Annotated in this window: 22 protein-coding genes and 2 pseudogenes; 5 read left to right on the forward strand and 19 right to left on the reverse strand. The window is 55.6% G+C overall.

Translation table 11 applies throughout. From position 1 onward, the window contains the following. Positions 1–19: 19 nt before the first annotated feature. Both MFP24_RS14490 and MFP24_RS14495 read right to left on the reverse strand, forming a co-directional pair. On the reverse strand, positions 20–1,471 hold the full coding sequence (locus tag MFP24_RS14490; protein WP_249231023.1) for a protein adenylyltransferase SelO: 1,452 nt from the start codon (positions 1,469–1,471) through the stop codon (positions 20–22). Between the two features lie 108 nt (positions 1,472–1,579). Beyond that, entirely contained in the window at positions 1,580–2,305 is a 726-nt protein-coding gene (locus tag MFP24_RS14495) for an EAL domain-containing protein (protein ID WP_249231022.1), read from the reverse strand. Between the two features lie 109 nt (positions 2,306–2,414). Between MFP24_RS14495 and MFP24_RS14500 the strand changes: the two are divergent. Continuing rightward, positions 2,415–2,601, forward strand: a pseudogene (locus tag MFP24_RS14500) (IS3 family transposase); the annotation flags it as partial. A gap of 379 nt (positions 2,602–2,980) precedes the next feature. On the opposite strand, the gene MFP24_RS14505 reads toward MFP24_RS14500, so the two are convergent. The 14 genes from MFP24_RS14505 to lolC all read right to left on the reverse strand — a co-directional run bounded on the left by MFP24_RS14505 (position 2,981) and on the right by lolC (position 16,350). Beyond that, complete coding sequence (locus MFP24_RS14505; protein WP_249231021.1) at positions 2,981–3,508, reverse strand: DUF2778 domain-containing protein; 528 nt, start codon at positions 3,506–3,508, stop codon at positions 2,981–2,983. Between the two features lie 615 nt (positions 3,509–4,123). Next, on the reverse strand, positions 4,124–5,140 hold the full coding sequence (gene lplA, locus MFP24_RS14510) for a lipoate--protein ligase (RefSeq protein ID WP_249231020.1): 1,017 nt from the start codon (positions 5,138–5,140) through the stop codon (positions 4,124–4,126). A gap of 29 nt (positions 5,141–5,169) precedes the next feature. Then, positions 5,170–5,640 (reverse strand): C40 family peptidase, encoded by a 471-nt coding sequence (locus MFP24_RS14515; protein ID WP_263458509.1) that lies wholly within the window; start codon positions 5,638–5,640, stop codon positions 5,170–5,172. Positions 5,641–5,772: 132 nt separating this feature from the next. After that, positions 5,773–6,528: a vitamin B12 ABC transporter ATP-binding protein BtuD gene (btuD, locus tag MFP24_RS14520; RefSeq protein WP_249231157.1), complete on the reverse strand. Its 756-nt coding sequence runs from the start codon at positions 6,526–6,528 to the stop codon at positions 5,773–5,775. A 21-nt stretch (positions 6,529–6,549) separates the two neighbouring features. Further along, positions 6,550–7,101 (reverse strand): glutathione peroxidase, encoded by a 552-nt coding sequence (locus MFP24_RS14525; protein ID WP_249231019.1) that lies wholly within the window; start codon positions 7,099–7,101, stop codon positions 6,550–6,552. A gap of 66 nt (positions 7,102–7,167) precedes the next feature. Beyond that, complete coding sequence (gene btuC / locus MFP24_RS14530) at positions 7,168–8,169, reverse strand: vitamin B12 ABC transporter permease BtuC (RefSeq protein WP_249231018.1); 1,002 nt, start codon at positions 8,167–8,169, stop codon at positions 7,168–7,170. A 440-nt stretch (positions 8,170–8,609) separates the two neighbouring features. Continuing rightward, entirely contained in the window at positions 8,610–9,416 is an 807-nt protein-coding gene (locus MFP24_RS14535) for a MetQ/NlpA family ABC transporter substrate-binding protein (protein WP_407062012.1), read from the reverse strand. A 42-nt stretch (positions 9,417–9,458) separates the two neighbouring features. Then, on the reverse strand, positions 9,459–10,127 hold the full coding sequence (locus MFP24_RS14540) for a methionine ABC transporter permease (RefSeq protein WP_249231016.1): 669 nt from the start codon (positions 10,125–10,127) through the stop codon (positions 9,459–9,461). Beyond that, positions 10,120–11,145, reverse strand: a complete 1,026-nt coding sequence (locus MFP24_RS14545) for a methionine ABC transporter ATP-binding protein (RefSeq protein ID WP_249231015.1) — start codon at positions 11,143–11,145, stop codon at positions 10,120–10,122. The genes MFP24_RS14540 and MFP24_RS14545 overlap by 8 nt, the downstream gene beginning before the upstream one ends. Before the next feature lie 233 nt (positions 11,146–11,378). Beyond that, positions 11,379–12,209, reverse strand: coding sequence for a Sir2 family NAD+-dependent deacetylase (gene cobB / locus MFP24_RS14550; RefSeq protein ID WP_249231014.1), 831 nt, complete (start codon positions 12,207–12,209; stop codon positions 11,379–11,381). Positions 12,210–12,220: 11 nt separating this feature from the next. Next, the gene (nagK, locus tag MFP24_RS14555; protein WP_009112365.1) at positions 12,221–13,138 is read right to left on the reverse strand and encodes an N-acetylglucosamine kinase; all 918 of its coding nucleotides are present in this window, start codon (positions 13,136–13,138) and stop codon (positions 12,221–12,223) included. Between the two features lie 65 nt (positions 13,139–13,203). Next, entirely contained in the window at positions 13,204–14,451 is a 1,248-nt protein-coding gene (lolE, locus tag MFP24_RS14560; protein ID WP_249231013.1) for a lipoprotein-releasing ABC transporter permease subunit LolE, read from the reverse strand. Continuing rightward, complete coding sequence (lolD, locus tag MFP24_RS14565) at positions 14,448–15,155, reverse strand: lipoprotein-releasing ABC transporter ATP-binding protein LolD (protein WP_249231012.1); 708 nt, start codon at positions 15,153–15,155, stop codon at positions 14,448–14,450. The genes lolE and lolD overlap by 4 nt, the downstream gene beginning before the upstream one ends. After that, the gene (gene lolC / locus MFP24_RS14570) at positions 15,148–16,350 is read right to left on the reverse strand and encodes a lipoprotein-releasing ABC transporter permease subunit LolC (protein ID WP_249231011.1); all 1,203 of its coding nucleotides are present in this window, start codon (positions 16,348–16,350) and stop codon (positions 15,148–15,150) included. Before lolC ends, lolD begins: the two co-directional genes overlap by 8 nt. Positions 16,351–16,487: 137 nt before the next feature. On the opposite strand from lolC, the gene mfd reads away from it, so the two are divergent. Together mfd and treA are read left to right on the forward strand one after the other, a co-directional pair. After that, positions 16,488–19,937, forward strand: coding sequence for a transcription-repair coupling factor (gene mfd / locus MFP24_RS14575; protein ID WP_249231010.1), 3,450 nt, complete (start codon positions 16,488–16,490; stop codon positions 19,935–19,937). Between the two features lie 223 nt (positions 19,938–20,160). After that, complete coding sequence (treA, locus tag MFP24_RS14580) at positions 20,161–21,867, forward strand: alpha,alpha-trehalase TreA (RefSeq protein ID WP_249231009.1); 1,707 nt, start codon at positions 20,161–20,163, stop codon at positions 21,865–21,867. Positions 21,868–21,930: 63 nt separating this feature from the next. Here treA and MFP24_RS14585 read toward each other — a convergent pair whose 3' ends face one another. Both MFP24_RS14585 and MFP24_RS14590 read right to left on the reverse strand, forming a co-directional pair. Continuing rightward, the gene (locus MFP24_RS14585) at positions 21,931–22,191 is read right to left on the reverse strand and encodes a hypothetical protein (RefSeq protein ID WP_249231008.1); all 261 of its coding nucleotides are present in this window, start codon (positions 22,189–22,191) and stop codon (positions 21,931–21,933) included. Then, positions 22,169–22,696, reverse strand: a complete 528-nt coding sequence (locus tag MFP24_RS14590; RefSeq protein ID WP_249231007.1) for a DUF2778 domain-containing protein — start codon at positions 22,694–22,696, stop codon at positions 22,169–22,171. Before MFP24_RS14590 ends, MFP24_RS14585 begins: the two co-directional genes overlap by 23 nt. A gap of 327 nt (positions 22,697–23,023) precedes the next feature. On the opposite strand from MFP24_RS14590, the pseudogene MFP24_RS24020 reads away from it, so the two are divergent. Beyond that, positions 23,024–23,165 (forward strand): annotated as a pseudogene (locus tag MFP24_RS24020) (trehalase family glycosidase); the annotation flags it as partial. Positions 23,166–23,296: 131 nt separating this feature from the next. Here MFP24_RS24020 and MFP24_RS14595 read toward each other — a convergent pair. Next, positions 23,297–23,545, reverse strand: a complete 249-nt coding sequence (locus MFP24_RS14595) for a hypothetical protein (protein ID WP_249231006.1) — start codon at positions 23,543–23,545, stop codon at positions 23,297–23,299. A gap of 70 nt (positions 23,546–23,615) precedes the next feature. On the opposite strand from MFP24_RS14595, the gene MFP24_RS14600 reads away from it, so the two are divergent. Next, positions 23,616–24,326, forward strand: coding sequence for a hypothetical protein (locus MFP24_RS14600; RefSeq protein WP_249231005.1), 711 nt, complete (start codon positions 23,616–23,618; stop codon positions 24,324–24,326). Positions 24,327–24,379 lie beyond the last annotated feature (53 nt).

Consider the following 24,379-nt stretch of genomic DNA (forward strand, 5'->3'; position numbering starts at 1 on the left):
TCAGGGAGCGGGCCGGCTGTCAGCTGGAGCAGGATATCTCGAGATGCTTGCCCCACTCCGGCGGCGACGCCGCCAGATCGTCCATCTCCGGCTGCTCCTCATAGGGCCGGCAAAGCGCCTGATGCAGGCGGGCCAGCACGCTGATATCCTCTTTTTCCGCCCGTTCGATGGCCTGCTGCGCCAGATAGTTGCGCAGAATATATTTGGGATTGGCGGCCTTCATCCGCTGCCGGCGCGCGGCGTCATGCTGCGGTTCCCGCGCCAGGCGTTTGCGGTAAGCCGCAAACCAGCTATCGAACGCCGGACGATCGATAAACTCATCGCGCAGCGGCGAAAGCGCGTCGCTTTGTTCGCCGTCGGCCAGCAGACGGAAGGTGCGGGTATAGTCGCGCCGCTCCTGCCGCATCAGGCGCAATAACTCCACCAGAATCGCGTTGTCTTCCGCATCCGCGGTAAACAGCCCCAGCTTGGCGCGCATCAGCTCGCCATATTTTTGCATCAGCGCCGGCTCGTAACGCGCCAGCGCCGTTTCCAGCTCGTCGGTGTCCATCAGCCCCGACAGCGACTGCGCCAGACGATGCAGATTCCACAGCCCGACCGCCGGTTGATTATCAAAGGCGTAACGCCCCTGATGGTCGGAGTGGTTGCAGATATAGTCCGGCTGGTAATCATCCAGAAAGCCGAACGGCCCGTAATCAATGGTTAAACCGAGGATGGACATATTGTCGGTATTCAACACGCCGTGGGCAAAGCCGACGCTCTGCCAGTGGGCAATCAGCCGCGCCGTGCGCTCCACCACATCGCCGAACCATAAGGCATAGCGCAGCGGCTCATCCCGCCACTGCGGCCAGTGGCGGGCGATGACGAAATCCGCCAACTGGCGGACCTTATCGCCTTCGCGGCGATAATAGAAATGTTCGAAGTGGCCGAAACGCACGTGGCTTTCCGCTACGCGCAGCAGCATCGCCCCCGGCTCTTCCCGTTCGCGCGCTATCGCCTGCTCGCTGGTGACAATGGTCAGCGCCCGCGTCGTCGGGATGCCCAGATGATGCAGGGCTTCGGACGCCAGAAACTCGCGGATAACCGAGCGCAGCACCGCGCGCCCGTCCCCCATGCGGGAATAGGGCGTCAGCCCGGCGCCTTTAAGATGCCAGTCCATACTGCGGCCGTCCGCCAACTGCTGTTCGCCCAGCAGAATGCCGCGCCCGTCGCCCAGTTGCCCCGCCCACATGCCGAACTGATGGCCGCTGTACGCCTGGGCCAGCGGCTTCATGCCCGGCAACAGCGCTTCGCCGCGCCACACCGCGTCATGCCGGCGGGTAAACCATTGTGCGGATAGCCCCAGCTCATCCGCCAGTCCGCCGCTGTAATAGAGCAGACGCGCGCCCTGCAGCGGCGTCGGCTGCAGCTCGGTGTAGAACCCCGGCAGCTGATGGAAATAGTGATTAACGAACGATAGTTTCTGCGGCATGTTTTCTCCCCTGTAAGGGAAAGTGTAGAGCGGCCATTACGGAATTAACACCCGGCCAAGTGTGGGGATATTCCGCAGCGCCGAATAACCAGGGGGTAAAAACAAGGCTTATCGAGAAAAATCAACCTGCGTTTTCAGCTCATCGAAGTGAACCGCCGGCCAAAGATTGCCCTGTAGCGCATCAATATTCAGATTCCTGACTTTAGCCAGACAATCCGGGGTGTCGATGCCTTTGACAATAACCCTCACGCCCGGATAATAGTTTTTAATGATCCGTAATAACGGCTCCATAATCAACGTGTTCGCCGCTCGGGATAATAGATGCTCCACCAGATGCTGATCCATTTTCAGCGTATTAAGCAGGCCGTCATGCAACGGTTTCAGGTTGTTTTTTCCCGAACCAAAGTTATCCAGCCACAGATTAAATGATTTGCTCAATCTCAAAAGACGGGCATTTTCTTTTCCCTGCGCCAAATCAGGAAAGAGCTCATTAATTTCCAACTGAATGAACGGCAGGTCGTTAATATCATTACGCACCGTTTTTGACGTTAACAGAAAATCCACCGTCTCAGCGTCAACTTTCAGCGCCAGCAGAATACGCTTATCAATAAACCAGTCGGCATTATTTTTTATAAAAACCAGCTGTTCTTTAATAAAATCATGCTTTTGCGATTTATTCAGCATATTGAAAAGAATATCAGGCGGGATACTCAGATTTCCGGACCGGCTATTAAACCGGCTGATCATTTCAACGGCCAATAATCGCCCTTCCAGGCTATAAATAGGCCAGAAAACATACTCATTAACATAGTCCACTTCCAGCCGGATAAGCATACAGCAGCTAAAGCCTATAAAATTAACTACCCCACTTTATAGACCAGGGCTGTATGTTTTTCACTCAGAGGAAACTGAAAAACAAAAACGCCGTCTACTACTGAATGCGTCCCATAAGAGACTGCACTGGATTTACTGTCTGTTGAAACTGAACTTCAGGCGTAAGGGAAAGCAACGTCTTCCGGTACCTAATCCGCTACAACCGGCAAAACCGGAACAACTGAATCAATGCTGGTAGGTGGGATTTTATGCACGATGCGCCGATCTGCGGACGGAGGTTCCGAAAGTTCAATCTGAGTAGTCATACTGCAACTCGAATTATTTAGGGCATATACCCGTCATACTTCAAGCTGCATGCGCGTTGGCTTTCCTCGCTCACCCCAGTCACTTACTGGTATAAGCTCCTGGGGATTCGCTGCGTCGCCGCCTTCCTGCAACTCGAATTATTTAGGGTATAGTTTGGCTATCTTCATCACTGCAACATAAATGATTATTGTAATGATTAGATTGAAGCCGGAAGATAATAACACGTAAACAAACTCAGGATCATCCGATCCTACCTTTTCTGAAAACTTAATCAACATCCGTTGATGCTCAAATGATAGTGGCGATGGATATGGAATCATCCTAGCAATGACAACAAACAGCACTATGAATAATATCGTTTTATATATTTTATACATCACAGTTTTTGCCATGAGTAATTACCTCAATAGATCCATATGCCATTAATTTAGCACTATTATTTACAGGTATTTTTTGTGTATTCAATAAAATGTTACGTAACATGGAAAAATCTGTTTTTCTTTGTAACGTGATGCATCCTAATGATAAACCAGCCCCACCAATAGGATGAAGTCTAAAATTTCCACGACTTACCCCTTCTATCCATGTGTAGTCATCAATTTGACCATCATCACGGTATAGTGCAAACCATTCAAAATGGTTTGATGGGTTTTGTTTAGCCACTGAATTCCAGAGATCCTTTGCAAGAGATTTTGCAATTGATTTTAATCCACCGGTAGGTCTATCAACTATCCAGTACCTACCTGCAGGAATAGGACCATTATTTGGAACGAGAACACATCCCCCCTTATTCCTGTACTTGTCATTACCAGAAAACGCCATGAATGTTCCTACTCCATTCATGGTTAGCGGGGAGAAATCAGCATTATTGACTTCAAACTTTCCATGTATTGCCATATTTTCAACCAGTTAATATATGATGTGTCGACATTATATAAATACGCCATGTATTGTCAATGTCCACTAATCCTAAACCAATGTATAATCACTGGAGTTATCCAGCATTGCTAGAGAGATAATAATTAGGATGGTAAGGACTTTCCTGTATATAGCTCATATTTCTATATCTGTATCTCTTATTATTGCAATTCATTGTTTATTTAACGCAAAAGCACATTTAATTATCTCAATTATACTAATGTCACTTGTCATTCTTTTTATATATTACACAATTTTTTAAAGCAAAAAGTTCTAACTCGTTGTGTTAATACATCAGGAATGCAAGATTCATGAAATATAAACGACACTATACAGCATTATTACGAGCATACAAAATTTGAAACACTGCAAATACAAATCTCTCGCTTGTGCCACCATTAGTGTATTGATGATACGACTATGTGTTGTATTAATGCTAAAAAATAAAGATTCTGAAGATAAGAAAAATATATATAACTAAAAAACAATTTCGAAACCAAGAAAGACAATTTCATTAAAGTAAAAAATAATATAAACCCCCTTAATGTTTTTCTAAAAAAACGGTATGCTTATGTAAATAAAACTAATTTTATATTACTCAATACTTTCCGCCAGCCACGCGGCCATTTGCTGTAATTCGTGGTGCTGTTGCGGAAATTCCACGCTTAATTGCTGACAAATACCCGCCATATTTTCCGGCCGGTACGCCGTGCCGCGCAGGGCCACCGCCAGGGCTTCCAGCGGAGCCGGATGTAAACTGTCGGTAAAAATCTGGCTGCGGACGATTACGCCGCGCTCTACGTCAAAATGTAATTCAACGCCTCCCCAGTCAAAGCGCTTATCCAGCAAATGGGTAAAATCCGGCGCCTGTCCGAAATTCCACTGCCAGCTGCTCTGGCAGGCAAACTGCTCGCTGAATCCCGGCAGATCCGGAAAGGCGGCGGGGGAAATAATTTCCGGCTCGCAGCGTTCGGCGTAATAATCAAAAAAGGACGCTATCACCGACCGGCATATTTGCTGATGATCGATCGACGGTAATAGCTCAATCAGATTGGCGACCCGCGAACGCACCGAGGTAATTCCCTTCGCCTGTAATTTTTTCACATCGGGATTAAGATAATCCGCTAAACGGCTCAGGTCGGCGTTCAACAGCAGGGTGCCATGATGAAAACCGCGATCTTTGGTTTCCCGGTGTGCGGAACCCGATATTTTCCGCGGGCCGCCGTCGGTATCGATAACCAGATCGTTACGGCCGGAGGCGCTGGCGTTAATCCCCTGCGCCGCCAGAGCGTTGAGGATGATTTGAGTTGAAACGCTTTTATCGTATGCCGGCTTGCCCGCCATAAAGGTGAAACAGGTATTGCCCAAATCGTGAAATACCGCCCCGCCCCCGCTGCTGCGCCGCGCCAGTTTGATGCCGTCCTGCGCCATGCGGCGCGTATTACACTCTTTCCACGGATTCTGCGCCCGGCCAATAACCACGGTTTCCGCATTGCGCCATAAAAACAGCACCCGCTGCGTGGTCGGCATCTGCCGAAAGATGCACTCCTCAACCGCCAGATTAAACCACGGGTCGAAAGAGTCGGAGAGCAATAGACGCAGAGAAGACATAAGACTCCATAGACGCCCTCAAGGGCGAATCAGATACGGCGGGCCTGCCAGTATGCCCGCTTCCAATAGACGTTATCCAGCGATGAGCGGATGACTCCCTGACTGGTGGAGGCGTGGATAAACTGGTCGTCTTTATCGTAGATGCCCACGTGCAGCCCGTTGCCGCCGCTGCCGGTTTTGAAAAACAGCAGATCGCCCGGCATCAGGCTGTCGCGATCCACGGGTTCCCCTATTTCCGTTTGCGCATCGGTGCTGCGCGGCAGGCGGATGCCGAAGCGATCGCGGAAGGTGAGGTAGACAAAGCCGGAACAATCGATACCGTTACGATTCAGACCGCCATAGCGGTAAGGCGTGCGATACCATTGATTCAGCTGATCGTTCAACTGCGCCACCACCATTATCGAATCGCTCAGGCGCGCATCCGGCGGCGGATTGCGATGACTGCTGCACCCCGCCAGTATCAGGCTTGCCAACATCAATAGCTGCTTTAGACGTATCATGCTTTTTTACCTGAAAATCCGCGGATTGATGCAGAAAACCGGCGGAGAATAACTATCTGAATGATATGCATGTAATTTAGCGTTGAAAGGGCGTAACTGGCAAGTAAAGGCGATGTTTCCCGCCGCCGAACGTCAGGCGCGACGGGGTATCAGCCAGTGGCGGCCGTCAACCAGGCAGCGCTGGAAATCGACGCCGAACACGGACGACAGCGTCTGCGGCTGCATAACCTGCGCGGTCTCTCCCGCGGCGACCAGCTTCCCGCCGGACATCAGCCAGATATCGTCGGCATGGTGCAGACTGTGGTTCAGATCGTGGGCGCAGACAATCACCGTCAGTCCCGACCGGCACAGCAGCCGCAGCAGATCGTCCAGCGCGACCTGCTGCGCCACATCCAGGCTGTTGGCGGGTTCATCCAGCAGCAGCAGGCGGCCGTGGGGATTGGCCTGCGGCCAGATCTGCAATAGCGTGGCGGCCAGCCGGACGCGCTGCCACTCCCCGCCGGAAAGCCGGGTCAGCGGGCGGGTCAGTTTGTCGGCCAGCATCAGCCGGTCGGCCAGAAAATCGACGGCCCGTTCGATAATCGTCTCGTCGGCCGGCGACGGCTGGTGCAGGCGTAAGTATTGGAACACCGGCATCATCGATACCGGGGGCTGCTGCTGGGCAAGGTAAGCCCGGTGCAGCGCCAGATCCCGGGCGGACCACGCCTCCAGCGGCCGGCCGGAGAGACAGACCGTCCCCTCGCCGGCAAGCATGCCCGCTATCCTGGCCAGTAGGGTGCTTTTCCCCGCGCCGTTGGGGCCGATAACGTGCAGCAACCGGCCGGAACCGCAGGCGGCGTCAACCGGAGACAGGCGGGGAAAAACCCCCGCCTGCCGCAGTTGCAGCAAGGGTGCGGAGTGCGGCGCCAACTATTTCGCCAGCGCCGCTTCGATGGCCTTGATAATCACCGCGTCGTCGGGGGCGATATCGGGGGAGAAACGCGCGATCGCGCGGCCATCGCGGGCAACCAGGAATTTTTCAAAATTCCATAAGATATCTTCCGGATTTGCCGGTTTGCGGCCTTTATTGACCAGGCGAGCGTAAAAAGGGCTCAGCAGCGAACCCTCGGCTTCCGGCTGCTCGCGGATCAAAAGCTGGTACAGCGGATGACGGCCGGCGCCGTTGACTTCGATCTTGCTGAACAGCGGGAACTGTACGCCAAAGTTCGTGCGGCAAAATTCCTGAATCTCTTCCTCGCTGCCCGGCTCCTGCCCGGCGAATTCGTTCGACGGGAATCCCAGCACCACGAATCCCTTATCGCGATAGGTTTGGTAGACTTTTTCCAGCGCGTCGTACTGTTTGGTCAACCCGCACTTTGAGGCAACGTTGACGATTAACGCCACCTTACCCTGATAGGGCTCAAGCGTCGTCTCTTGCCCGGTAATGGTTTTCAGCGGAATAGCATAGATTTCATTACTCATCGTCTTGTTCCTTTTTATCCTGCGAGATGGGAGGTCATCACTTATTTTTGTCCGCGTGGCGAAGCGCTAAAGTCTGTTGCGCAGCAACAGCCAGATAAACCACGGTGCTCCCAGCGTAGCGGTAACTACGCCAATCGGCAACTCGGCGGAAGCCAGCGCGATACGCGCCAGCGTATCCGCCAGCATCAGAATCGAGCCGCCGGCCAGCGCGCAGCCGGTTAATAGATAGCGCTGATCGGTTAACCCGCACAGGCGCAGCATATGGGGAATAATCAAACCGATAAAGCCGATCACCCCCGCCAGCGCCACGCTTAGCCCGACCAGCGCGCCGACCACCCACACCAGCAGATTGCGCCAGCGGTAGACCGACACGCCCAGTTGGCGCGCCGCTATCTCCCCCAGCGCCAGCCCGTTCAGCACCTCTCCCCGGCGGCTCAGCCACAGGATCAGCGGCAACAGGGCCAGCATCAGCCAGCCGTGCCGCCAGTCGATGCCGCTGAATCCGCCCATCATCCAGTACATCAGCTGACGCAAATCCAGACTGGTGCTGAAATAGACCGCCCAGGTCATGACCGCGCTGCAGATAATGCCCAGCGCCACGCCAATCAGCAGCAGGCGGGCGTTGGATACGTGCCGGCGGGCGAAGCGCAGCAGCAGAAAGGTAATCAATAGCGCGCCGGCGATGGCGCTCAGGCTTAGCGCCCATACCGGCAGCATGCCCTGTCCCAGCAGTACGCTGAGCACCAGCGCCACCCCCGCGCCGTTGGCGACGCCCAGCAGCCCCGGTTCGGCCAGCGGGTTGTCAAAAATAGCCTGCATCACCGCGCCGCACATCGCCAGACTCGCCCCCACCAGCATCACCGCCAGGGTTCTGGGTAAACGCAGCTGCCAGACGAAGATGCGCTGGCTTTCATCCAGCCAGTGTAACGGCCAAATCCAGCGTTCGCCGGCGCACAGGCCGAGGGTCAGCGTCGACAGCGTCAGCAGGAACAGCAGGATTAACCGCTGGCGATCCCGCACGCGCTGCCGCTGTTTTAACCGGGTATATCCCGAATTTAAAGGCTGCATAATCCATCCGCGACAAAGGAAAGACGCCCATCCCGACAGGCGCCTGCGCTATGGTAACCGATTTTGGCGGCCGCTTCCGCGCCTGATTGTCGCGCTGCGCCCGTTGACGCACGTTGACATTCGCCATTCCGCGCTTGACAAAATATCGGCTAACATTAGTCGTATGAGAACAGCTCTCATTTATTGATGACCGGCGACCGTCCCGACAGGCTTCAGCGAGGATCCAGGACCATGTTGACGATTTTGCGCAGTGCCATCCAACGGCTATCGCGTTCCCGCGATATCCCGCCATCAGCCGCCGCCGCGCACGCCCGCTGCGATGAATGCGAGTTCTGTTTCTTTAACCACGCGGCCACGTTCGCCGTTGATCAGATCAATGAATGTGCGGATGGTACTGCGGCACAACCCTCCCCTTCTCAGGGGAGGGAGCAAAGAAGGGATTATTGATTTACCGGAATAACCGCGCCGGCATATTTCTGGTTGATAAAGTCCTGGATCTCCTTGGAGTGCAGAACCTTGACCAGCGCTTTAATCTCCGGTTTGTTTTCGTCGCCGCGATGAACGGTGATGATATTGGCATACGGGTTATCTTCACCGCTCTCTACCGCGATGGGATCTTTGGTCGGATTCAGACCCGCATCGATGGCGTAGTTGGCGTTGATAACCACCGCATCCCCTTCGTTATTGGCATAAACCTGCGGCAACAGGCCGCGCTCTACGCTCGGCAGAAATTGCAGCTTTTTCGGGTTCTCGACGATATCGCTGATACGGGCGTCAACGCGCTTGACCTCCGGTTTCAGTTTAATCACCCCCGCCTTTTCGAAGATGGACAGGATACGCCCTTCTTCAGCCACCGCGTCGCCGAGAATGATCTTGCCGTTTTCCGGCAGATCCTGCAGGCTCTTGTGCTTTTTGGAATAAATACCGATCGGTTCGATATGGATCGCTCCCGCATTGACGAAATCGTAGCTCTTATCGCCGGCGTGATCTTTCAGTACGCTCTCCAGATAGGGAACATGCTGGAAATAGTTGGCGTCGATATCACGGCTGGCTAGCGCCGTATTGGGCAGAATATAGTCCTGAAAGCGCTGGATCTGGAGGTCGACGCCCTCTTTCGCCAGAATCGGTTTCGCCTGTTCAAGAATTTCGGCGTGCGGAACGTTCGACGCTCCCACCACCAGTTTAGTGTCCGCGACCGCTGAAAACGCGGTCAGACTCAGTGCGGTCAGAGAGGCATAAGCCAGCATTAAAATTTTACGCGTCTTCATCATCATCATTCCTTTATGGTATTAACGTTTATCAAGAATTGCCGTTACGGTATCGCCGATAAACTGGATAATGAAAACCAGCAACAGGATCATTATCGTCGCCACCAGCGTCACATCGCCGTGATTGCGTTGAAAACCCTCCAGATAAGCCAGATTTCCCAGCCCTCCGGCCCCAATAACACCCGCCATAGCGGTATAACTCACCAGCGCGATTAGCGTGACCGTAATACCGGAAACCAGCGCCGGTGAAGACTCGGGCAATAGCACCCTGAAAATGATGGTACTGATTCTGGCCCCCATCGAGCGGGCCGCTTCAATTACCCCTTTATCCACTTCGCGCAGGCCGATTTCCACCAGGCGGGCGTAAAACGGCGCCGCGCCGATAATCAATGCCGGCAGGGCCGCGTTAGCGCCTAAAATGGTGCCGACGATAACCCGGGTAAAGGGGATCAGCAGCACAATCAAAATAATAAACGGGATGGAACGGAATACGTTGACCACCACCGAAACCAGCGAATACACCAGACGATTTTGCAGCAGTTGCCCGCGGGAGGTGAGAAATAGCAGCACGCCCAGTATCACCCCCAGCACAAAGGTCGCCAGCCCGGCGATGGCCGTCATGTAAATCGTTTCATAGGTCGCAGCAAGCAGGCGGTCGACCTGCAGGTGAGGGAACAGTCTCTCAAGCATGTTTAATCACCTCGGCCGTAATGTTCTTTTCCTGTACCAATTCCAGCATTTTTTCCAGCTGCTGTTGATTCCCTGCAACCTGAACATAGAGTTCGCCAAATGCGCCATTTAACGTCTGGGTTATTTTTCCGTGCAAAATATTGACGGTCAGCCCGTAACGCTGGATCAATTCCGAAATCACCGGCTGCTGGGTTTGTACGCCGACAAAGGTCAGTTTGACCACCGCGCCGGACAGCGACTCCACCAGCAGCGGATTAAAGCTCTCCTGCGTCTCTTCATACTGCGTCACCTGCCTGACAAACTGCTGGGTAATCGCCTGCTGAGGATGGGTAAAGACATCCAGCACCGCGCCCTCCTCCACGATGCGGCCGTTTTCCATCACCGCCACGCGCTGACAAATTTTGCGTACCACGTGCATCTCATGGGTGATCAGCACGATGGTCAGATTCAGCTTGCGGTTGATATCCAGCAGCAAATCAAGAATAGCGTCGGTGGTTTGCGGATCGAGCGCGGACGTCGCTTCGTCGCACAGCAGCACCACAGGATTGTTCGCCAATGCGCGGGCGATCCCCACCCGCTGCTTTTGTCCGCCGCTTAGCTGGGAAGGATAGGCGTTTTCTCTGCCCTGCAGCCCCACCAGGGCGACCAGTTCCGCCACTCGAGCCTTGATTTGCGCTTTTTTGACCCCGGCGATTTGCATCGAAAAGGCGATATTTTCACTTACCGTTCGCGACCACAGCAAATTAAAGTGCTGGAAAACCATGCTGATGCGCAAACGCGCCGCGCGCAGCTGTGCGCCGTTGGCTTTGGCGATATCCTGCCCGTCGACCACGATCGAACCGCTGGTGGGGGTTTCAAGACCGTTCAACAGGCGGATCAGGGTACTTTTTCCGGCGCCGCTGTAACCGATGATGCCGTAAATCTGCCCGGTTTCAACGCTCAGGCTAACGTCTTCAACCGCGCGGATGGAGCCAGTGGAACTATCGAATACTTTCGAGACATTCGAGAGAGTAATCATTATGAAGCACATCCCATTATTATTTTTATTCCTCAACTATTAAGGAGTTAAATCACACCTTACAATAAACTCAGTGCACCGATATCGTCACATGATCCTATCCGGCCGCAAAAGAATGTGTTAATGACCTGGCTCGGAGGGATCCTACCGAGCCAGCCATTGTAAGGAAAGAATATAAAGTTTATTAGTTATTCGCTAATCGAATAAAAGGCGGGGCAACGAAAACGTAATCATTAAAATGCTATATTTTTCCGTCGCGTCAGCCAGGCGCTGACGAATTCGGGCACCACCGTGCCGGCCGGGCCATAGATTTTTTCATCGAACTGGCTTTCCACCTGGCTAGGTTCAAGATTCAGCTCAATGGTATAAGCGCCGTGCGCATGCGCTTCATGCACAAACCCGGCGGCGGGATAGACGTGCCCCGAGGTGCCGATGGCGATAAAATAGTCGGCCTGCGCCAGCGCCTGATAAATCCGCTCCATTTCCAACGGCATTTCGCCAAACCAGACGATATGCGGGCGCAATGGCGCGGGAAACTGGCAGCAGTGACAGCGTTCGTCGGCGGAGAGATCGCCCGGCCAGTCAAAAATCTGCCCGCTCTGGCAGCAACGCACCTTCAGCAACTCGCCGTGCATATGAATAATCCTCTGGCTGCCGGCGCGCTCGTGCAGGTTGTCGATATTCTGCGTGATAAGTAAAAAATTATCCCCCAACAGCGTTTCCAGATTAGCCAGCGCCCGATGCGCCGCATTGGGCACGATTTCCGGCTGCTGCAGCTGGCGACGGCGGGCATTGTAAAATGCCTGCACCAGCTCGGGGTTGCGCTGAAAACCTTCCGGGGTGGCGACATCCTCAACCCGGTGCTCTTCCCACAGGCCGTCGGCCGCGCGAAAGGTTCGGATGCCTGATTCCGCGGAAACGCCCGCCCCGGTTAACACAACGACTCGTGGTTTTTTCACTTCGGTTGCCGCCAGATAGTCTCGATGAAAAATACGTGCACGCAGACGCTGCTGACGCATACGTTTCCCTTTGTGAAAGCGTCCTAATCGTTGATGCGTATGCATAACTGCTCCTGCTATTGATTCATTAAGTGTAGCAAAGCCGCGCCGCGAATGCCGCCCGCATCGCCATAGCGCGCCTTTTCGATGCGCGGCGGTTTGGCGATCGGCAATAGTCGCGCGGGCAAACGCGTGGGCAATATCTGATATATTTCATCGAAATTCGATAATCCGCCGCCCAGCACCAGCAGGTGGGGATCGATAAGGGTCAACAGATTGCCTAAACAGGCCGCCAGCAGATCCATAAAGCGATCGACGAACGCCAGCGCATTGGCATCGCCGGCGCGATAGTGGCGGATAATGGTTACGGCCGGCAACGGCTGTTGATAATAGTGGGCGTACAGCCACTCGAAGCCGCGGCCTGAAATATAGTTTTCAATGCAGCCGGACTGTCCGCAGCCGCATTTCACGCGCGGGATGTCTTCACCGAGAATATCCAGCGCGTCGCACGGCAGGCGGAAATGGCCGAGCTCGCCGGTGATGCCGTTGCGCCCGTCCGCCGGGCGGCCGTTCACCACCAGGCCGCCGCCGACGCCGGTGCCCAGGATCATCCCCAGCACCACCGGGTAGGCGCGGAATTCCGCATTCCAGGCCTCGGAGAGGACAAAGCAGTTGGCGTCGTTGTTGATGCGGATCTCGCGCTGTAATAGATGACTCAGATCCTGCCCTAACGGCCGTCCCATGGTCGCCGGCAGATTGGCGGTAAACAGGGCGCCGTTATTGCCGGTCTGCATGCCCGGCACGCCGATGCCGATTTTACCTTCCGTTCCGGTCTGCGCGTCGGCCTCCCTGGTCAGCTCAACCAGGGTATTCAGCAGGGTTTCATAACTGTTGCGCGGCGTGGCGACCCGCTTGTGCCAAATCTGGTTCAGTTCGGCATCGAATACGCCCAGCGCGATCTTTGTACCGCCCATGTCAAAACCGTAGTAGTACATGACCGCCCCTTACTGGTTGATGGCTCATTCCCACACCGCACGGCGCCGAGTGTGGGTATTACAGGTTACTGCCCGCTCAATACCCGCGCGGGATCGATCCGGCTGGCGCGCCGCGCCGGATACCAGCTGGCGATCAGACTCAGCACCAGCGCCGTCGCCAGCACGCTGACAACGTCGATAACGTGCAGCTCCGACGGCAGAAAATCAATAAAATAGATGTCGCCCGACAGAAAGCGATGACCGGTTATCGATTCGATGGCGCGAATGATATTGGTCAGCTGCAGCGTCGCGATCACCCCCACGGCCACGCCGAGCACGCTGCCCAGCAGCCCGGCGAGCAAGCCATACCAGACAAATATAGCGCGGATAAGCCCGTCCGTGGCGCCCAGGGTGCGCAACACCGCGATATCGCCGCTTTTATCTTTCACCGCCATCACCAGCGTGGAAACGATATTGAAGCAGGCCACGCCGATCACCAGCACCATCGCCAGATACATAATGGTGCGCACCATCTGGATATCGCGGTACATATAGCCGTAGGTGCCGATCCAGCTGCGGATGTAGACGTAGGCGTTGCTGACCTCGCCCGCATCGCGCACCAGCTTATTGGCGCTGAAAACGTCCACGGCTTTAATGGCGATCCCCGTTACGCTCTCCCCCATATCCAGATAGCGCTGCGCGTCCGCCAGCGGCACCAGCGCCAGGCTGTGGTCGAGCTGGCCGCTGAGCTGCAGAATGCCGCTGACCTGCAGCCGGATACGCTTTGGCTGCATCAGCTTCATCTGCGGGTCGCTGTTGGGGATCATTACCGTCACCCAGTCGCCCTCATTGACGTTCAGCGCCTTGGCCACGCCCTGGCCGATAATCACCTGCTGTTCCCCGGCGCGAAAATTTGCCCAGGCGTTGTTCATCACAAACCGGGGTAAGGCGCTGAGGCGGCTCTCCTGCTGCGGGTCGACGCCTTTCACCTGAATGGCCCGCAGATTGGCGCCGTTTTCCAGCAGACCGGTAAAATTGATATAGGGCGCCGCCGCCGCCACGCCCGGCACCTGCTCGATTTTGGGCAGAATCGACCGCCAGCCGTCAAAGGGTTGGTTAACCGGTTCGATTTCGCCGTGAGGGACCACCGCCAGAATACGCTCCTTCAACTCGCGCTCGAAACCGTTCATCGCGCTTAAGCCGACGATCAGCACCGCCACGCCCAGGGCGATACCCACCGTCGAAATCACCGAAATCAGCGAAACCATGCCGCCGCGCCGCCGGCCGCGGCTGAAACGCAGGCCGATCAGCAGGGAAAGCGGAGGAAAGGTCATTGCGGCACTCCCATCAGCGTCACTTCCTGCTGCAACCGGCCGTCGCGCATTTCCAACTGGCGGTTCAGGCGGCCCGCCAGCTGTAAATCATGGGTAACCACCAGAAACGCCGTTCCCTGGCGCGCGTTCAGTTCGCCCAGCAGTTCAAAAATCGTATCCGCCGTGCGCTGATCGAGGTTGCCGGTCGGCTCGTCCGCCAGCACCAGCGACGGGCTGTTCACCAGCGCGCGGGCGATGGCGACGCGCTGCCGTTCCCCGCCGGACAGCTCCGCCGACCGGTGGTGGCTGCGCGTCTCCAGACCGACCGCCGCCAGCATTTCGCGCGCTTTTTCCTGCGCCTGCGCCGCCGGCACATGGCCGATCAACAGCGGCATGGCGACATTTTCCAGCGCGGTGAAATCCGGCAACAGGTGGTGGAACTGGTAAATAAATCCCAGTTCGCGGTTGCGCAGCGCGGACTTCTCCGCCGCGGAAAGCCGGCTCATCTGCTGGCCTTTAAAAATCACCTCGCCGGAGGTGGGCGAGTCCAGCCCGCCCAAGAGATGCAATAAGGTACTTTTTCCGGAACCCGAGCTGCCGACAATCGCCATCATTTCCCCGCTGCGCATCTCAAAGGAGACGTTGCGCAGCACATCCGTCGACAGTTTGCCTTCCTGATAGCGCTTGCACAGGTCATTGCACTGCAACAGCAGTAAATCATTCATAACGTAAAGCCTCAGCGGGTTGAACGGCGGCGGCGCGCCACGACGGATACAGCGTGGATAACAGGGCAATGACCATGGCGGTCAGCGCGATGGCGACCACCTGCAGCGGTTCTATCGCCACCGGCAACGCCGCGCCGTCCAGCAATAATCCCAGCATCGGCATCAGCGTATTGAGCTGGCTGGCCAACAGCGCGCCCAGCAGCGCGCCTAATAAGGCCCCGACGATCCCGGCGCTGCCCCCCTGCACCATAAACACCGTCATAATCTGACGTTGGGTCAGCCCCTGCGTTTGCAGAATGGCGACCTCGCCCTGTTTTTCCATCACCAGCAGACCCAGTGAGGTAATAATATTGAAGGCGGCGACGGCGATAATCAGGCTCAGCAGCAGTCCCATCATGTTTTTTTCCATCCGCACCGCCTGGAACAACTCGCCCTTGCGCTCGCGCCAGTCTTTCCACACCAGCCCGTCCGGCAATGTCTGGCGGCTCAGGGTATCCACCGCCAGCGGCTGGTCGAGCCACAGACGCCAGCCGGTGATATTGCCCGCCGGATAGCGCATCAGCCGGGAGGCGTCCTGCTGATTGACCAGCAGTTGATAACCGTCGACCTCGCTGCCGGCGGAAAAGGTGCCCGCCACGGTAAACAGCCGCTGGCTGGGGATGCGCCCCATCGGCGTGAGCTGGCTGGCGCTGGGCACCATCAGGCGCAGCTGTTCGCCGCGCTTTATCCCCAGCTGCGACGCCAGCTGCTCACCGAGAATAACCTGATATTGCCCCGGCTGGAGCTGCTGTTGCCGCACGTTCACCAGATGGCGCGACAGCGGCTCCGCTTCGTCGGGGTTGATGCCCAGCATAACCCCCACGGCGACGCTGCGGGCGCTTTGCAGCACCACCTCGCCGGTGGTCAGGGGCGCCGTGCGGTTAACGCCCTGAAGCGCATCCAGCGACGATGCGGGATAAGTTTGCGGATCGAGCGATCCCTGCGCGCTGGTAATCAACGCCTGCGGCATCAGCCCCAGGATATTCTCCTCCAGTTCGCGCTCAAAACCGTTCATAACCGACAGTACGGTTACCAGCGCCATCACCCCGAGGGTGATGCCAATGGCCGATAACCAGGAGACAAACCGCCCGAAGCGGTCTGATGCGCGGCCGCGCATATAACGCAGGCCAATAAATAATGCGACAGGTTGATACATGAAATCCGTCTGGATATGGTTGCCAAAGCAAAGTGATCAAGGATAATAAAGGGTAGTACCGCTTTATGGAACCCTAACACCCTCACTCTCCGGCTTTTTCTTAGCGGACGCCGGGGTAGAGACCTGATAATCAGATTATGCCTGAAAAATACCGTTATTCTTTGCCGCGCAAATCGGGCGAGCAACGCCTGCTGGGACAATTAACCGGCGCCGCCTGCGCCGTGGAATGCGCGGAGATTATTGACCGCCATGCCGGACTGGTGGTGCTTATCGCCCCCGATATGCAGAATGCCTTACGCCTGCGCGATGAAATTCAGCAATTTACCGCCCAGACCGTTACGGCATTGCCGGATTGGGAAACCCTGCCTTACGACAGTTTTTCTCCCCATCAGGAAATTATCTCCAACCGTCTTTCCACCCTGTACCGCTTGCCCCTGATGGAGCGCGGCGTGCTGATCCTGCCGGTCAACACCCTGATGCAGCGGGTATGCCCGCATACTTTCCTGCACGGCCATGCGCTGATACTGCAAAAAGGCCAGCGTCTGTCGCGCGACAGGCTGCGTTCCCAGTTGGAGCAGGCGGGCTACCGCAGCGTCGACCAGGTGATGGCGCACGGGGAGTACGCCACGCGCGGCGCGCTGCTCGACCTGTTCCCCATGGGGAGCGAAGAGCCCTATCGGATTGATTTCTTTGACGATGAAATCGACAGTCTGCGGCTTTTCGACGTCGACACCCAGCGCACGTTAAATGAGGTGCCGCAGATCAATCTGTTGCCCGCTCACGAATTCCCCACCGACAAAAACGCCATCGAACTGTTCCGCAGCCAGTGGCGCGAGCAGTTCGAGGTGCGTCGCGATGCGGAACACATTTACCAGCAGGTAAGTAAAAGCAGCTGGCCCGCCGGTATCGAATACTGGCAGCCGCTGTTTTTCAATCAGCCGCTGCCCTCGCTGTTCAGCTACTTTCCCGCCGACACGCTGGTGGTCAACACCGGCGATATCGAACAGGGCGCCGAACGCTTCTGGCAGGATATCCAGCAGCGCTTCGAGAGCCGCCGGGTCGATCCGATGCGGCCGCTGCTGCCGCCAGAGTCGCTGTGGCTGCGGGTCGACAGCCTGTTTGCCGAACTGAAAGCCTGGCCGCGGGTGCAGCTGCGCACCGATACCCTGGCGGATAAAGTCGCCAATGTGAATCTTGGCTATCTGCCGCTGCCCGATCTGGCCATCCAGCCGCAGCACAAAGCCCCGCTGGATACCCTGCGCCGTTTTATCGAACAATTTGACGGGCCGGTGATCTTTTCCGTGGAAAGCGAGGGCCGGCGCGAAACGCTGCAGGAACTGCTGGCGCGCATCAAGCTTAATCCCCTACCGATTGAGAGTCTGGAACAGGCCAAAGAGCAGCGCGCCTCGCTGCTTATCGGCGCCAGCGAGCACGGTTTTATCGATACGCTGCGCCAGCGGGCGCTGATTTGCGAAAGCGATCTGCTGGGCGAGCGCGTCAGCCGGCGGCGCCAGGATAGCCGCCGGGCGATAAACACCGACACCCTGATCCGTAATCTGGCGGAGCTGCGGCCGGGCCAGCCGGTGGTGCATCTGGAACACGGCGTGGGACGCTATGCCGGCCTGACCACCCTGGAAGCGGGCGGCATTAAGGCCGAATACCTGATTCTTACCTATGCCGGGGAAGATAAGCTTTACGTGCCGGTCTCCTCGCTGCATTTGATCAGCCGTTACGCCGGCGGCGCGGACGACAGCGCGCCGCTGCACAAACTGGGCGGCGACGCCTGGTCGCGCGCCCGGCAGAAGGCGGCGGAAAAAGTGCGCGACGTGGCGGCCGAGCTGCTGGACGTCTACGCCCAGCGCGCCGTCAAAAGCGGTTTCGCCTTCCGGCATGACAAAGGGCAGTATCAGCTTTTCTGCCAGAGCTTCCCTTTCGAAACCACCCCCGATCAGGCTCAGGCCATCAATGCGGTGCTGAGCGATATGTGCCGGCCGCTGGCGATGGATCGCCTGGTGTGCGGCGACGTGGGTTTCGGTAAAACCGAAGTCGCGATGCGCGCCGCCTTTCTGGCGGTGGAAAACCATAAACAGGTGGCGGTGCTGGTGCCCACCACCCTGCTGGCGCAGCAGCACTACGACAATTTCCGCGATCGCTTCGCCAACTGGCCGGTCAAAATCGAGATGATCTCCCGTTTCCGCAGCGCGCGCGAACAGACGCAGATTCTGCAAGAAACCCAGGAAGGCAAGGTCGATATTCTGATCGGCACCCATAAGCTGTTGCAGAGCGATGTGCGCTGGCGCGATCTGGGGCTGCTGGTGGTGGATGAGGAACACCGCTTTGGCGTGCGCCACAAGGAACGCATCAAGGCGATGCGCGCCAACGTGGATATTCTCACCCTGACCGCCACGCCGATCCCCCGCACGCTGAATATGGCCATGAGCGGCATGCGCGATCTGTCGATTATCGCCACCCCGCCGGCGCGCCGCCTGGTGGTGAAAACCTTTGTGCGCGAATACGACCATCTGGTGGTGCGCGAGGCCATCCTGCGTGAAATCCTGCGCGGCGGCCAGGTTTATTACCTCTACAACGATGTGGAAAACATCGAAAAGGCCACCCAGCGTCTGGCGGAGCTGGTGCCGGAGGCGCGCATTACCATCGGCCACGGCCAGATGCGCGAACGGGATCTGGAACGGGTGATGAACGATTTCCATCACCAGCGCTTCAACGTGCTGGTGTGCACCACCATCATCGAAACCGGCATCGATATTCCCAGCGCCAATACCATTATCATTGAACGGGCCGACCACTTCGGGCTGGCGCAGCTCCACCAGCTGCGCGGCCGCGTCGGGCGCTCCCATCATCAGGCCTATGCCTACCTGCTGACGCCGCATCCCAAGGCGATGAGCGGCGACGCCCATAAGCGCCTGGAAGCGATCGCTTCGCTGGAAGATCTGGGGGCGGGCTTCGCCCTCGCCACCCACGATCTGGAAATTCGCGGGGCGGGCGAACTGCTGGGCGAAGATCAGAGCGGGCAGATGACCAGCGTCGGCTTCTCGCTGTATATGGAGCTGCTGGAGAGCGCCGTCGAGGCCCTGAAGGCCGGCCGCGAACCCTCGCTGGAAGACCTGATCAGCAGCCAGACCGAGGTGGAGCTGCGCCTGCCCGCCCTGCTGCCGGAAGATTTTATTCCTGACGTCAATACCCGGCTCTCTTTCTACAAACGCATCGCCAGCGCCAAACGGCCGCCCGAGCTGGAAGAGCTGAAAGTGGAGCTTATCGACCGCTTCGGCCTGTTGCCGGACGCCGCGCGCCATCTGTTGCAGGTGGCGGCGCTGCGCCAGCAGGCGCAATCGCTGGGGATTAAACGCATCGAAGGCCATGAAAAAGGCGGATTTATCGAATTCAGCGAACAGAACCGCGTCGATCCGACCCATCTGATCGGTCTGCTGCAGCATAACCCCGGCGTTTATCGTCTGGATGGGCCGACGCGGCTGAAATTTATCAAGGATTTAAGCGCCCGGACGCAGCGCATCGAGTTTATCCAGGCGCTGTTAAGCAATATGGCGCAGCATACGCTGGCGGCATAGCTTTCTCCTCTCCTCCCGTGGCATTGGGCGGCGACGCCCAATGCCACACCGCCGTCCGGCTCCATCCTCCGCTATCCGCGAAAAATTTGAACTGCGCCTCACTTTTACCGCCGTCGGCGGCAATCGCCGCCACTGACCGACTACGCTTAATTATTCAGTAAGTTGCATTTCACAGCCGAATGCAGCGTTCCGCCGTACCGGCCGTAAACAAGGAGATCTGCGTATGTTTTCCGCTTTCCCGCATGGAATAAAAACCTCTCTGCCGCCCCTTGCTCTGGCGCTAAGCCTTGGCATTTCATTTTCCGCGCTCGCTGCGCCGGCGACGCAACAAGCGACGACAATCAGCCTGCCCGGCGCGACGGTTGCGGCTCCTCAGCCGCCCGATGTGCTGCTGGGGCCGCTGTTCAGCGACGTGCAAAGGGCCAAGCTGTTCCCCGATCAGAAAACCTTTGCCGACGCCGTGCCGAACCGGGACCCGGTCGCCATCCTCGATGCCTATACGCGGCAGAAACCGTCGCCCGGCTTCGATTTGCAACGCTTCGTCGAGAGCAATTTTACCCTGCCGCAAGAAGGCGAAGCCTACGTCCCGCCCGCCGGGCAGATGCTGCGTCAGCATATCGACGGCCTGTGGGGCGTGCTGACGCGCACCACCCGGCAGGTGAAACCATACGACTCGCTGCTGCCGCTGCCCCATAGCTATGTGGTGCCAGGCGGACGTTTTCGCGAGATTTACTATTGGGACAGTTATTTCACCATGCTGGGTCTGGCGGAAAGCGGCAACTGGACGCTGGTGCGCAATATGACCGATAACTTCGCCCACGAAATCGACCGCTACGGCCATATTCCCAACGGCAACCGCACCTACTATCTCAGTCGTTCCCAGCCGCCCTTCTTCTCGTTTATGGTGGAACTGCTGGCGCAGCACCAGGGAGATAAGATCTACGCCCGCTATCTGCCGCAGTTGAAAAAAGAGTACCACTACTGGATGCGCGGAAGTCTGGGGCTGTCGAACGGGCAGGCCGGCGATCGCGTGGTGCGCCTTGACGACGGCAGCGTGCTGAACCGCTACTGGGATGAGCGCGATACGCCGCGCACCGAATCCTATATGGAAGACATTACCACCGCCTCCCAGGCGGCGGATCGCCCGGCGGCCGAGGTTTATCGCCATCTGCGCGCAGGCGCCGCGTCGGGATGGGACTTCAGTTCGCGCTGGCTGCGCGATCCCCGCGATCTCTCCACCATCCACACCACCGATATTATTCCGGTGGACCTGAACTCGCTGCTGTTTCATCTGGAGCAGACGCTGGCGCGCGGCGCCGAAGCCGCCGGCAATCAGGCGGAAGCGGAGCACTTCCTGCGCGTCGCCGATGAGCGCAGGCAGGCCGTCAACCGCTATCTGTGGAATCAACAGGACGGCTACTATAGCGACTATGACTGGCGCCGGCAGGAGATAACGCAGCCGATCACCGCGGCCGCGGTATTTCCGCTGTATGTCGGCATCGCGCCGCGCGATCGGGCGGCGGCCACCGGCGAGGCGGTGCGCAATCAGCTGCTGAAAGAAGGCGGGTTGACCACCACCACCGTCAATACCGGCCAGCAGTGGGACGCGCCGAACGGATGGGCGCCGCTGCAATGGGTCGCGGTCGAGGGCTTCAGCCGCTACGGCCAGGACGCGCTGGCGCAGGCCATCGGCACCCGCTTTCTGGCCAATGTGCAAAAGCTGTATGACGCCGAGCATAAGCTGGTGGAAAAATATGTTGTGGAGGGCGCAGGGTTCGGCAGCGGCGGTGGCGGCGGCGAATATGCGCTGCAAGACGGCTTCGGCTGGACCAACGGGGTCACGCTGAAGCTGATGGCGCGCTACTGCGACGCCGTGCCGTCCTGCCGGCGAGAGGAACGCTCCGCCTCCGAGGGGACTGCCGCGCGGTAACCCTGTTAGTGCTGTGGAATAAAAAGGATTACGGCGTTGTCGTTGTAATCCTTGAGGTGTTTATCATTGACGGGACTTATATAGCTTGAATATATTAATCACTACGGCATAGATAATGACAGTAACTATCAAATTGATGCATATATGTGCAACCATATAAACCATTTCATAATCATGGGCACCTATTTTTCTTGAGAGTTCTATAAGTGCTTGCTGTTGTTCAGTTGTCGATAAATCAGGATAGGGCAGTGTCCATGCCGCAAGAAAAAAGATGGCGATAAATATCGCTGCCTTACCTATTTTATACATCACATGTTTTGCCATGCGTAATTACCTCAATAGATCCATACGCCATCAATTTAGTACTATTGTTTACCGGTATTTTTTGTGTATTCAATAGAACGTTACGCAACATGGCAAAATCTGTTTTTCTTTGTAGCGTGATGCATCCTAATGATAAGTTGCCGCCCCCTACCGGATGCAAGCGGAAATTCCCACGGCTGACACCTTCTATCCACGTGTAATCATCAATCTGACCATCATCACGGTACAATGCAAACCATTCGAAATGATTGCTGGGATTTAACTTAACCGCGGTGTTATAAAGATCTTTCAGTGCTGAATAGGCCATCGATTTTAATCCACCGGTAGGCCTATCCACTATCCAGTACATACCCGCAGGGATCGGGCCAGCGTCAGGTATCAAAGTACAACCACCGCGATTACGATAATTCCCGTCACCAGAAAACGCCATGAACGCTCCTACGCCATTCAGGGTTAGCGGAGAGAAATCTGCGTTATTGACTTCAAACTTTCCATGTATTGCCACATTTTCAACCAGTTAGCAGTTAATAATTTGGACATGCTACTGTAGTCATTAATTCTGTCAATATCGACTAATCCTAAATTAATATACAATTATCATGGACATTCGCCATTATTATAAAATTAATAATTTGCATGATAATAATTTATTATAAGAATTAGCCAACCAAGCAAATCAATCTGTACCTTTGTTCACCGCTGGCCTGCTCCATACTTGATATCCCCCTTTACAACCCGCAGAGTAACGCAGTAAAGTCCCCACCCTTTTTCCTTGGCATGGGTAATTCAGGATGTTTATCGGTTTTGACTATGGCACGGCCAATTGTTCCATGGCGGCGGCGAATATGCGCTGCAAGACGGCTTCGGCTGGACCAACGGGGGTCACGCTGAAGCTGATGGCGCGCTACTGCGACGCCGTGCCGTCCTGCCGGCGAGAGGAGCGCTCCGCCTCCGAGCGGGCTACCGCGCGGTAACTCCATAGCCGGCCGCCCGAATGCTCGGGGCGGCCGGCTATGCCGGACCTCCGCCAGAGGGATCGCGCATGTACGAAGAAAATATGGAAGGTACTGAAATGCGAAGGCGTATACGATCTAATTTCGATATCTTATTTTTTCAGGAAAACGACAAGAACCTTCCTAAAAAAGAATACTGATAAAAAGGCCAGTAGAATTGATATCGCTCCCAAGAAAATGAGAAGTGAAAGAAGCGGGCTGAAAAATCCCCCAATGCTTAACGCATCACTAAGCTGGGCCAAACGCTCAGAAGATATTGAACGAATAATTACGTCAGGAATTATTAGGAAGTAAACAATTGCGGTAAGAATGTATATCAGGGCAATTTTTACTCTGGACATGTTTGAGCTTATCCTTTGAGGTCGCTATAATCGATCACTATTTTAGCCGAATGATACAAGGAACCGTACAATGTCCCAAACATATTTGCAGTTGCAAATGCAATCAAACAAGAAACTGGCAATGGCATTAACAAAAACATTAAAGGACATACATTCGAATCTGATGACTACTATATACAATGTTAAGTCCGGTAGCCAGCGCCTTGTTAACTATGGCTCCTGTCTTATGCCAGACGAATATTACCGTAGTTCATGCCGGAATATGTGGCGGGAAGATACCCGACTGGTTATGGCGTTGGGAGAGATTTATCATCGCAACGACGTTGTTTTGGACATGGTTGAAATATACTTCCGTAAAGTATTAACCCGCATTGGCCCGCAGGGCGTTGAGAATATCTCATCCCAAATAGAACGGTTACTGGGTAAAGCTGCTGCATATTCTTCTGGTAAAGCGAGTAAATTGGCATTATCTATAACCATCGCCAAAATCATAATGAGTTCAAGAGACTTCAATGAATCACATGTAAAAATGGTTAACAATTTTGCCTCATGGTTTGTTACGGGGACAAATCTTTACGCTAAAGCTCAGGTAGCGGCATCTGCAGCAAGAAAGCTTCAGTATCAGGATGCTGATTATTACCAGACTCTCTACAAAGAAAACATTGAAATGCTCTATTTTCTAATCGAACCTTACATGTCTAAAATTATTTATCAAGTAAAATCCGGCGATAATAATGAAGAAAAAATCATGGATGCGCTATATGAGATTTTGAAAAAATGAAAGCTGTTATATTATGGCTATTGCAATCTTTTATATATCTTATTCCTGTTGCA

Origin of the sequence: Brenneria tiliae (assembly GCF_023347575.1) — a bacterium.
In the GTDB taxonomy this organism is placed as follows: Bacteria; Pseudomonadota; Gammaproteobacteria; order Enterobacterales; family Enterobacteriaceae; genus Brenneria; species Brenneria corticis.

Bases quoted from the DNA above. Each gene is read 5' to 3' on its own strand.
- MFP24_RS14490 (WP_249231023.1), bottom strand. From the start codon at position 1,471: ATGCCGCAGAAACTATCGTTCGTTAATCACTATTTCCATCAGCTGCCG.
- MFP24_RS14495 (WP_249231022.1), bottom strand. From the start codon at position 2,305: ATGCTTATCCGGCTGGAAGTGGACTATGTTAATGAGTATGTTTTCTGG.
- MFP24_RS14505 (WP_249231021.1), bottom strand. From the start codon at position 3,508: ATGGCAATACATGGAAAGTTTGAAGTCAATAATGCTGATTTCTCCCCG.
- lplA (WP_249231020.1), bottom strand. From the start codon at position 5,140: ATGTCTTCTCTGCGTCTATTGCTCTCCGACTCTTTCGACCCGTGGTTT.
- MFP24_RS14515 (WP_263458509.1), bottom strand. From the start codon at position 5,640: ATGATACGTCTAAAGCAGCTATTGATGTTGGCAAGCCTGATACTGGCG.
- MFP24_RS14525 (WP_249231019.1), bottom strand. From the start codon at position 7,101: ATGAGTAATGAAATCTATGCTATTCCGCTGAAAACCATTACCGGGCAA.
- btuC (WP_249231018.1), bottom strand. From the start codon at position 8,169: ATGCAGCCTTTAAATTCGGGATATACCCGGTTAAAACAGCGGCAGCGC.
- MFP24_RS14535 (WP_407062012.1), bottom strand. From the start codon at position 9,416: ATGCTGGCTTATGCCTCTCTGACCGCACTGAGTCTGACCGCGTTTTCA.
- MFP24_RS14540 (WP_249231016.1), bottom strand. From the start codon at position 10,127: ATGCTTGAGAGACTGTTCCCTCACCTGCAGGTCGACCGCCTGCTTGCT.
- MFP24_RS14545 (WP_249231015.1), bottom strand. From the start codon at position 11,145: ATGATTACTCTCTCGAATGTCTCGAAAGTATTCGATAGTTCCACTGGC.
- cobB (WP_249231014.1), bottom strand. From the start codon at position 12,209: ATGCATACGCATCAACGATTAGGACGCTTTCACAAAGGGAAACGTATG.
- nagK (WP_009112365.1), bottom strand. From the start codon at position 13,138: ATGTACTACTACGGTTTTGACATGGGCGGTACAAAGATCGCGCTGGGC.
- lolE (WP_249231013.1), bottom strand. From the start codon at position 14,451: ATGACCTTTCCTCCGCTTTCCCTGCTGATCGGCCTGCGTTTCAGCCGC.
- lolD (WP_249231012.1), bottom strand. From the start codon at position 15,155: ATGAATGATTTACTGCTGTTGCAGTGCAATGACCTGTGCAAGCGCTAT.
- lolC (WP_249231011.1), bottom strand. From the start codon at position 16,350: ATGTATCAACCTGTCGCATTATTTATTGGCCTGCGTTATATGCGCGGC.
- mfd (WP_249231010.1), top strand. From the start codon at position 16,488: ATGCCTGAAAAATACCGTTATTCTTTGCCGCGCAAATCGGGCGAGCAA.
- treA (WP_249231009.1), top strand. From the start codon at position 20,161: ATGTTTTCCGCTTTCCCGCATGGAATAAAAACCTCTCTGCCGCCCCTT.
- MFP24_RS14585 (WP_249231008.1), bottom strand. From the start codon at position 22,191: ATGGCAAAACATGTGATGTATAAAATAGGTAAGGCAGCGATATTTATC.
- MFP24_RS14595 (WP_249231006.1), bottom strand. From the start codon at position 23,545: ATGTCCAGAGTAAAAATTGCCCTGATATACATTCTTACCGCAATTGTT.
- MFP24_RS14600 (WP_249231005.1), top strand. From the start codon at position 23,616: ATGTCCCAAACATATTTGCAGTTGCAAATGCAATCAAACAAGAAACTG.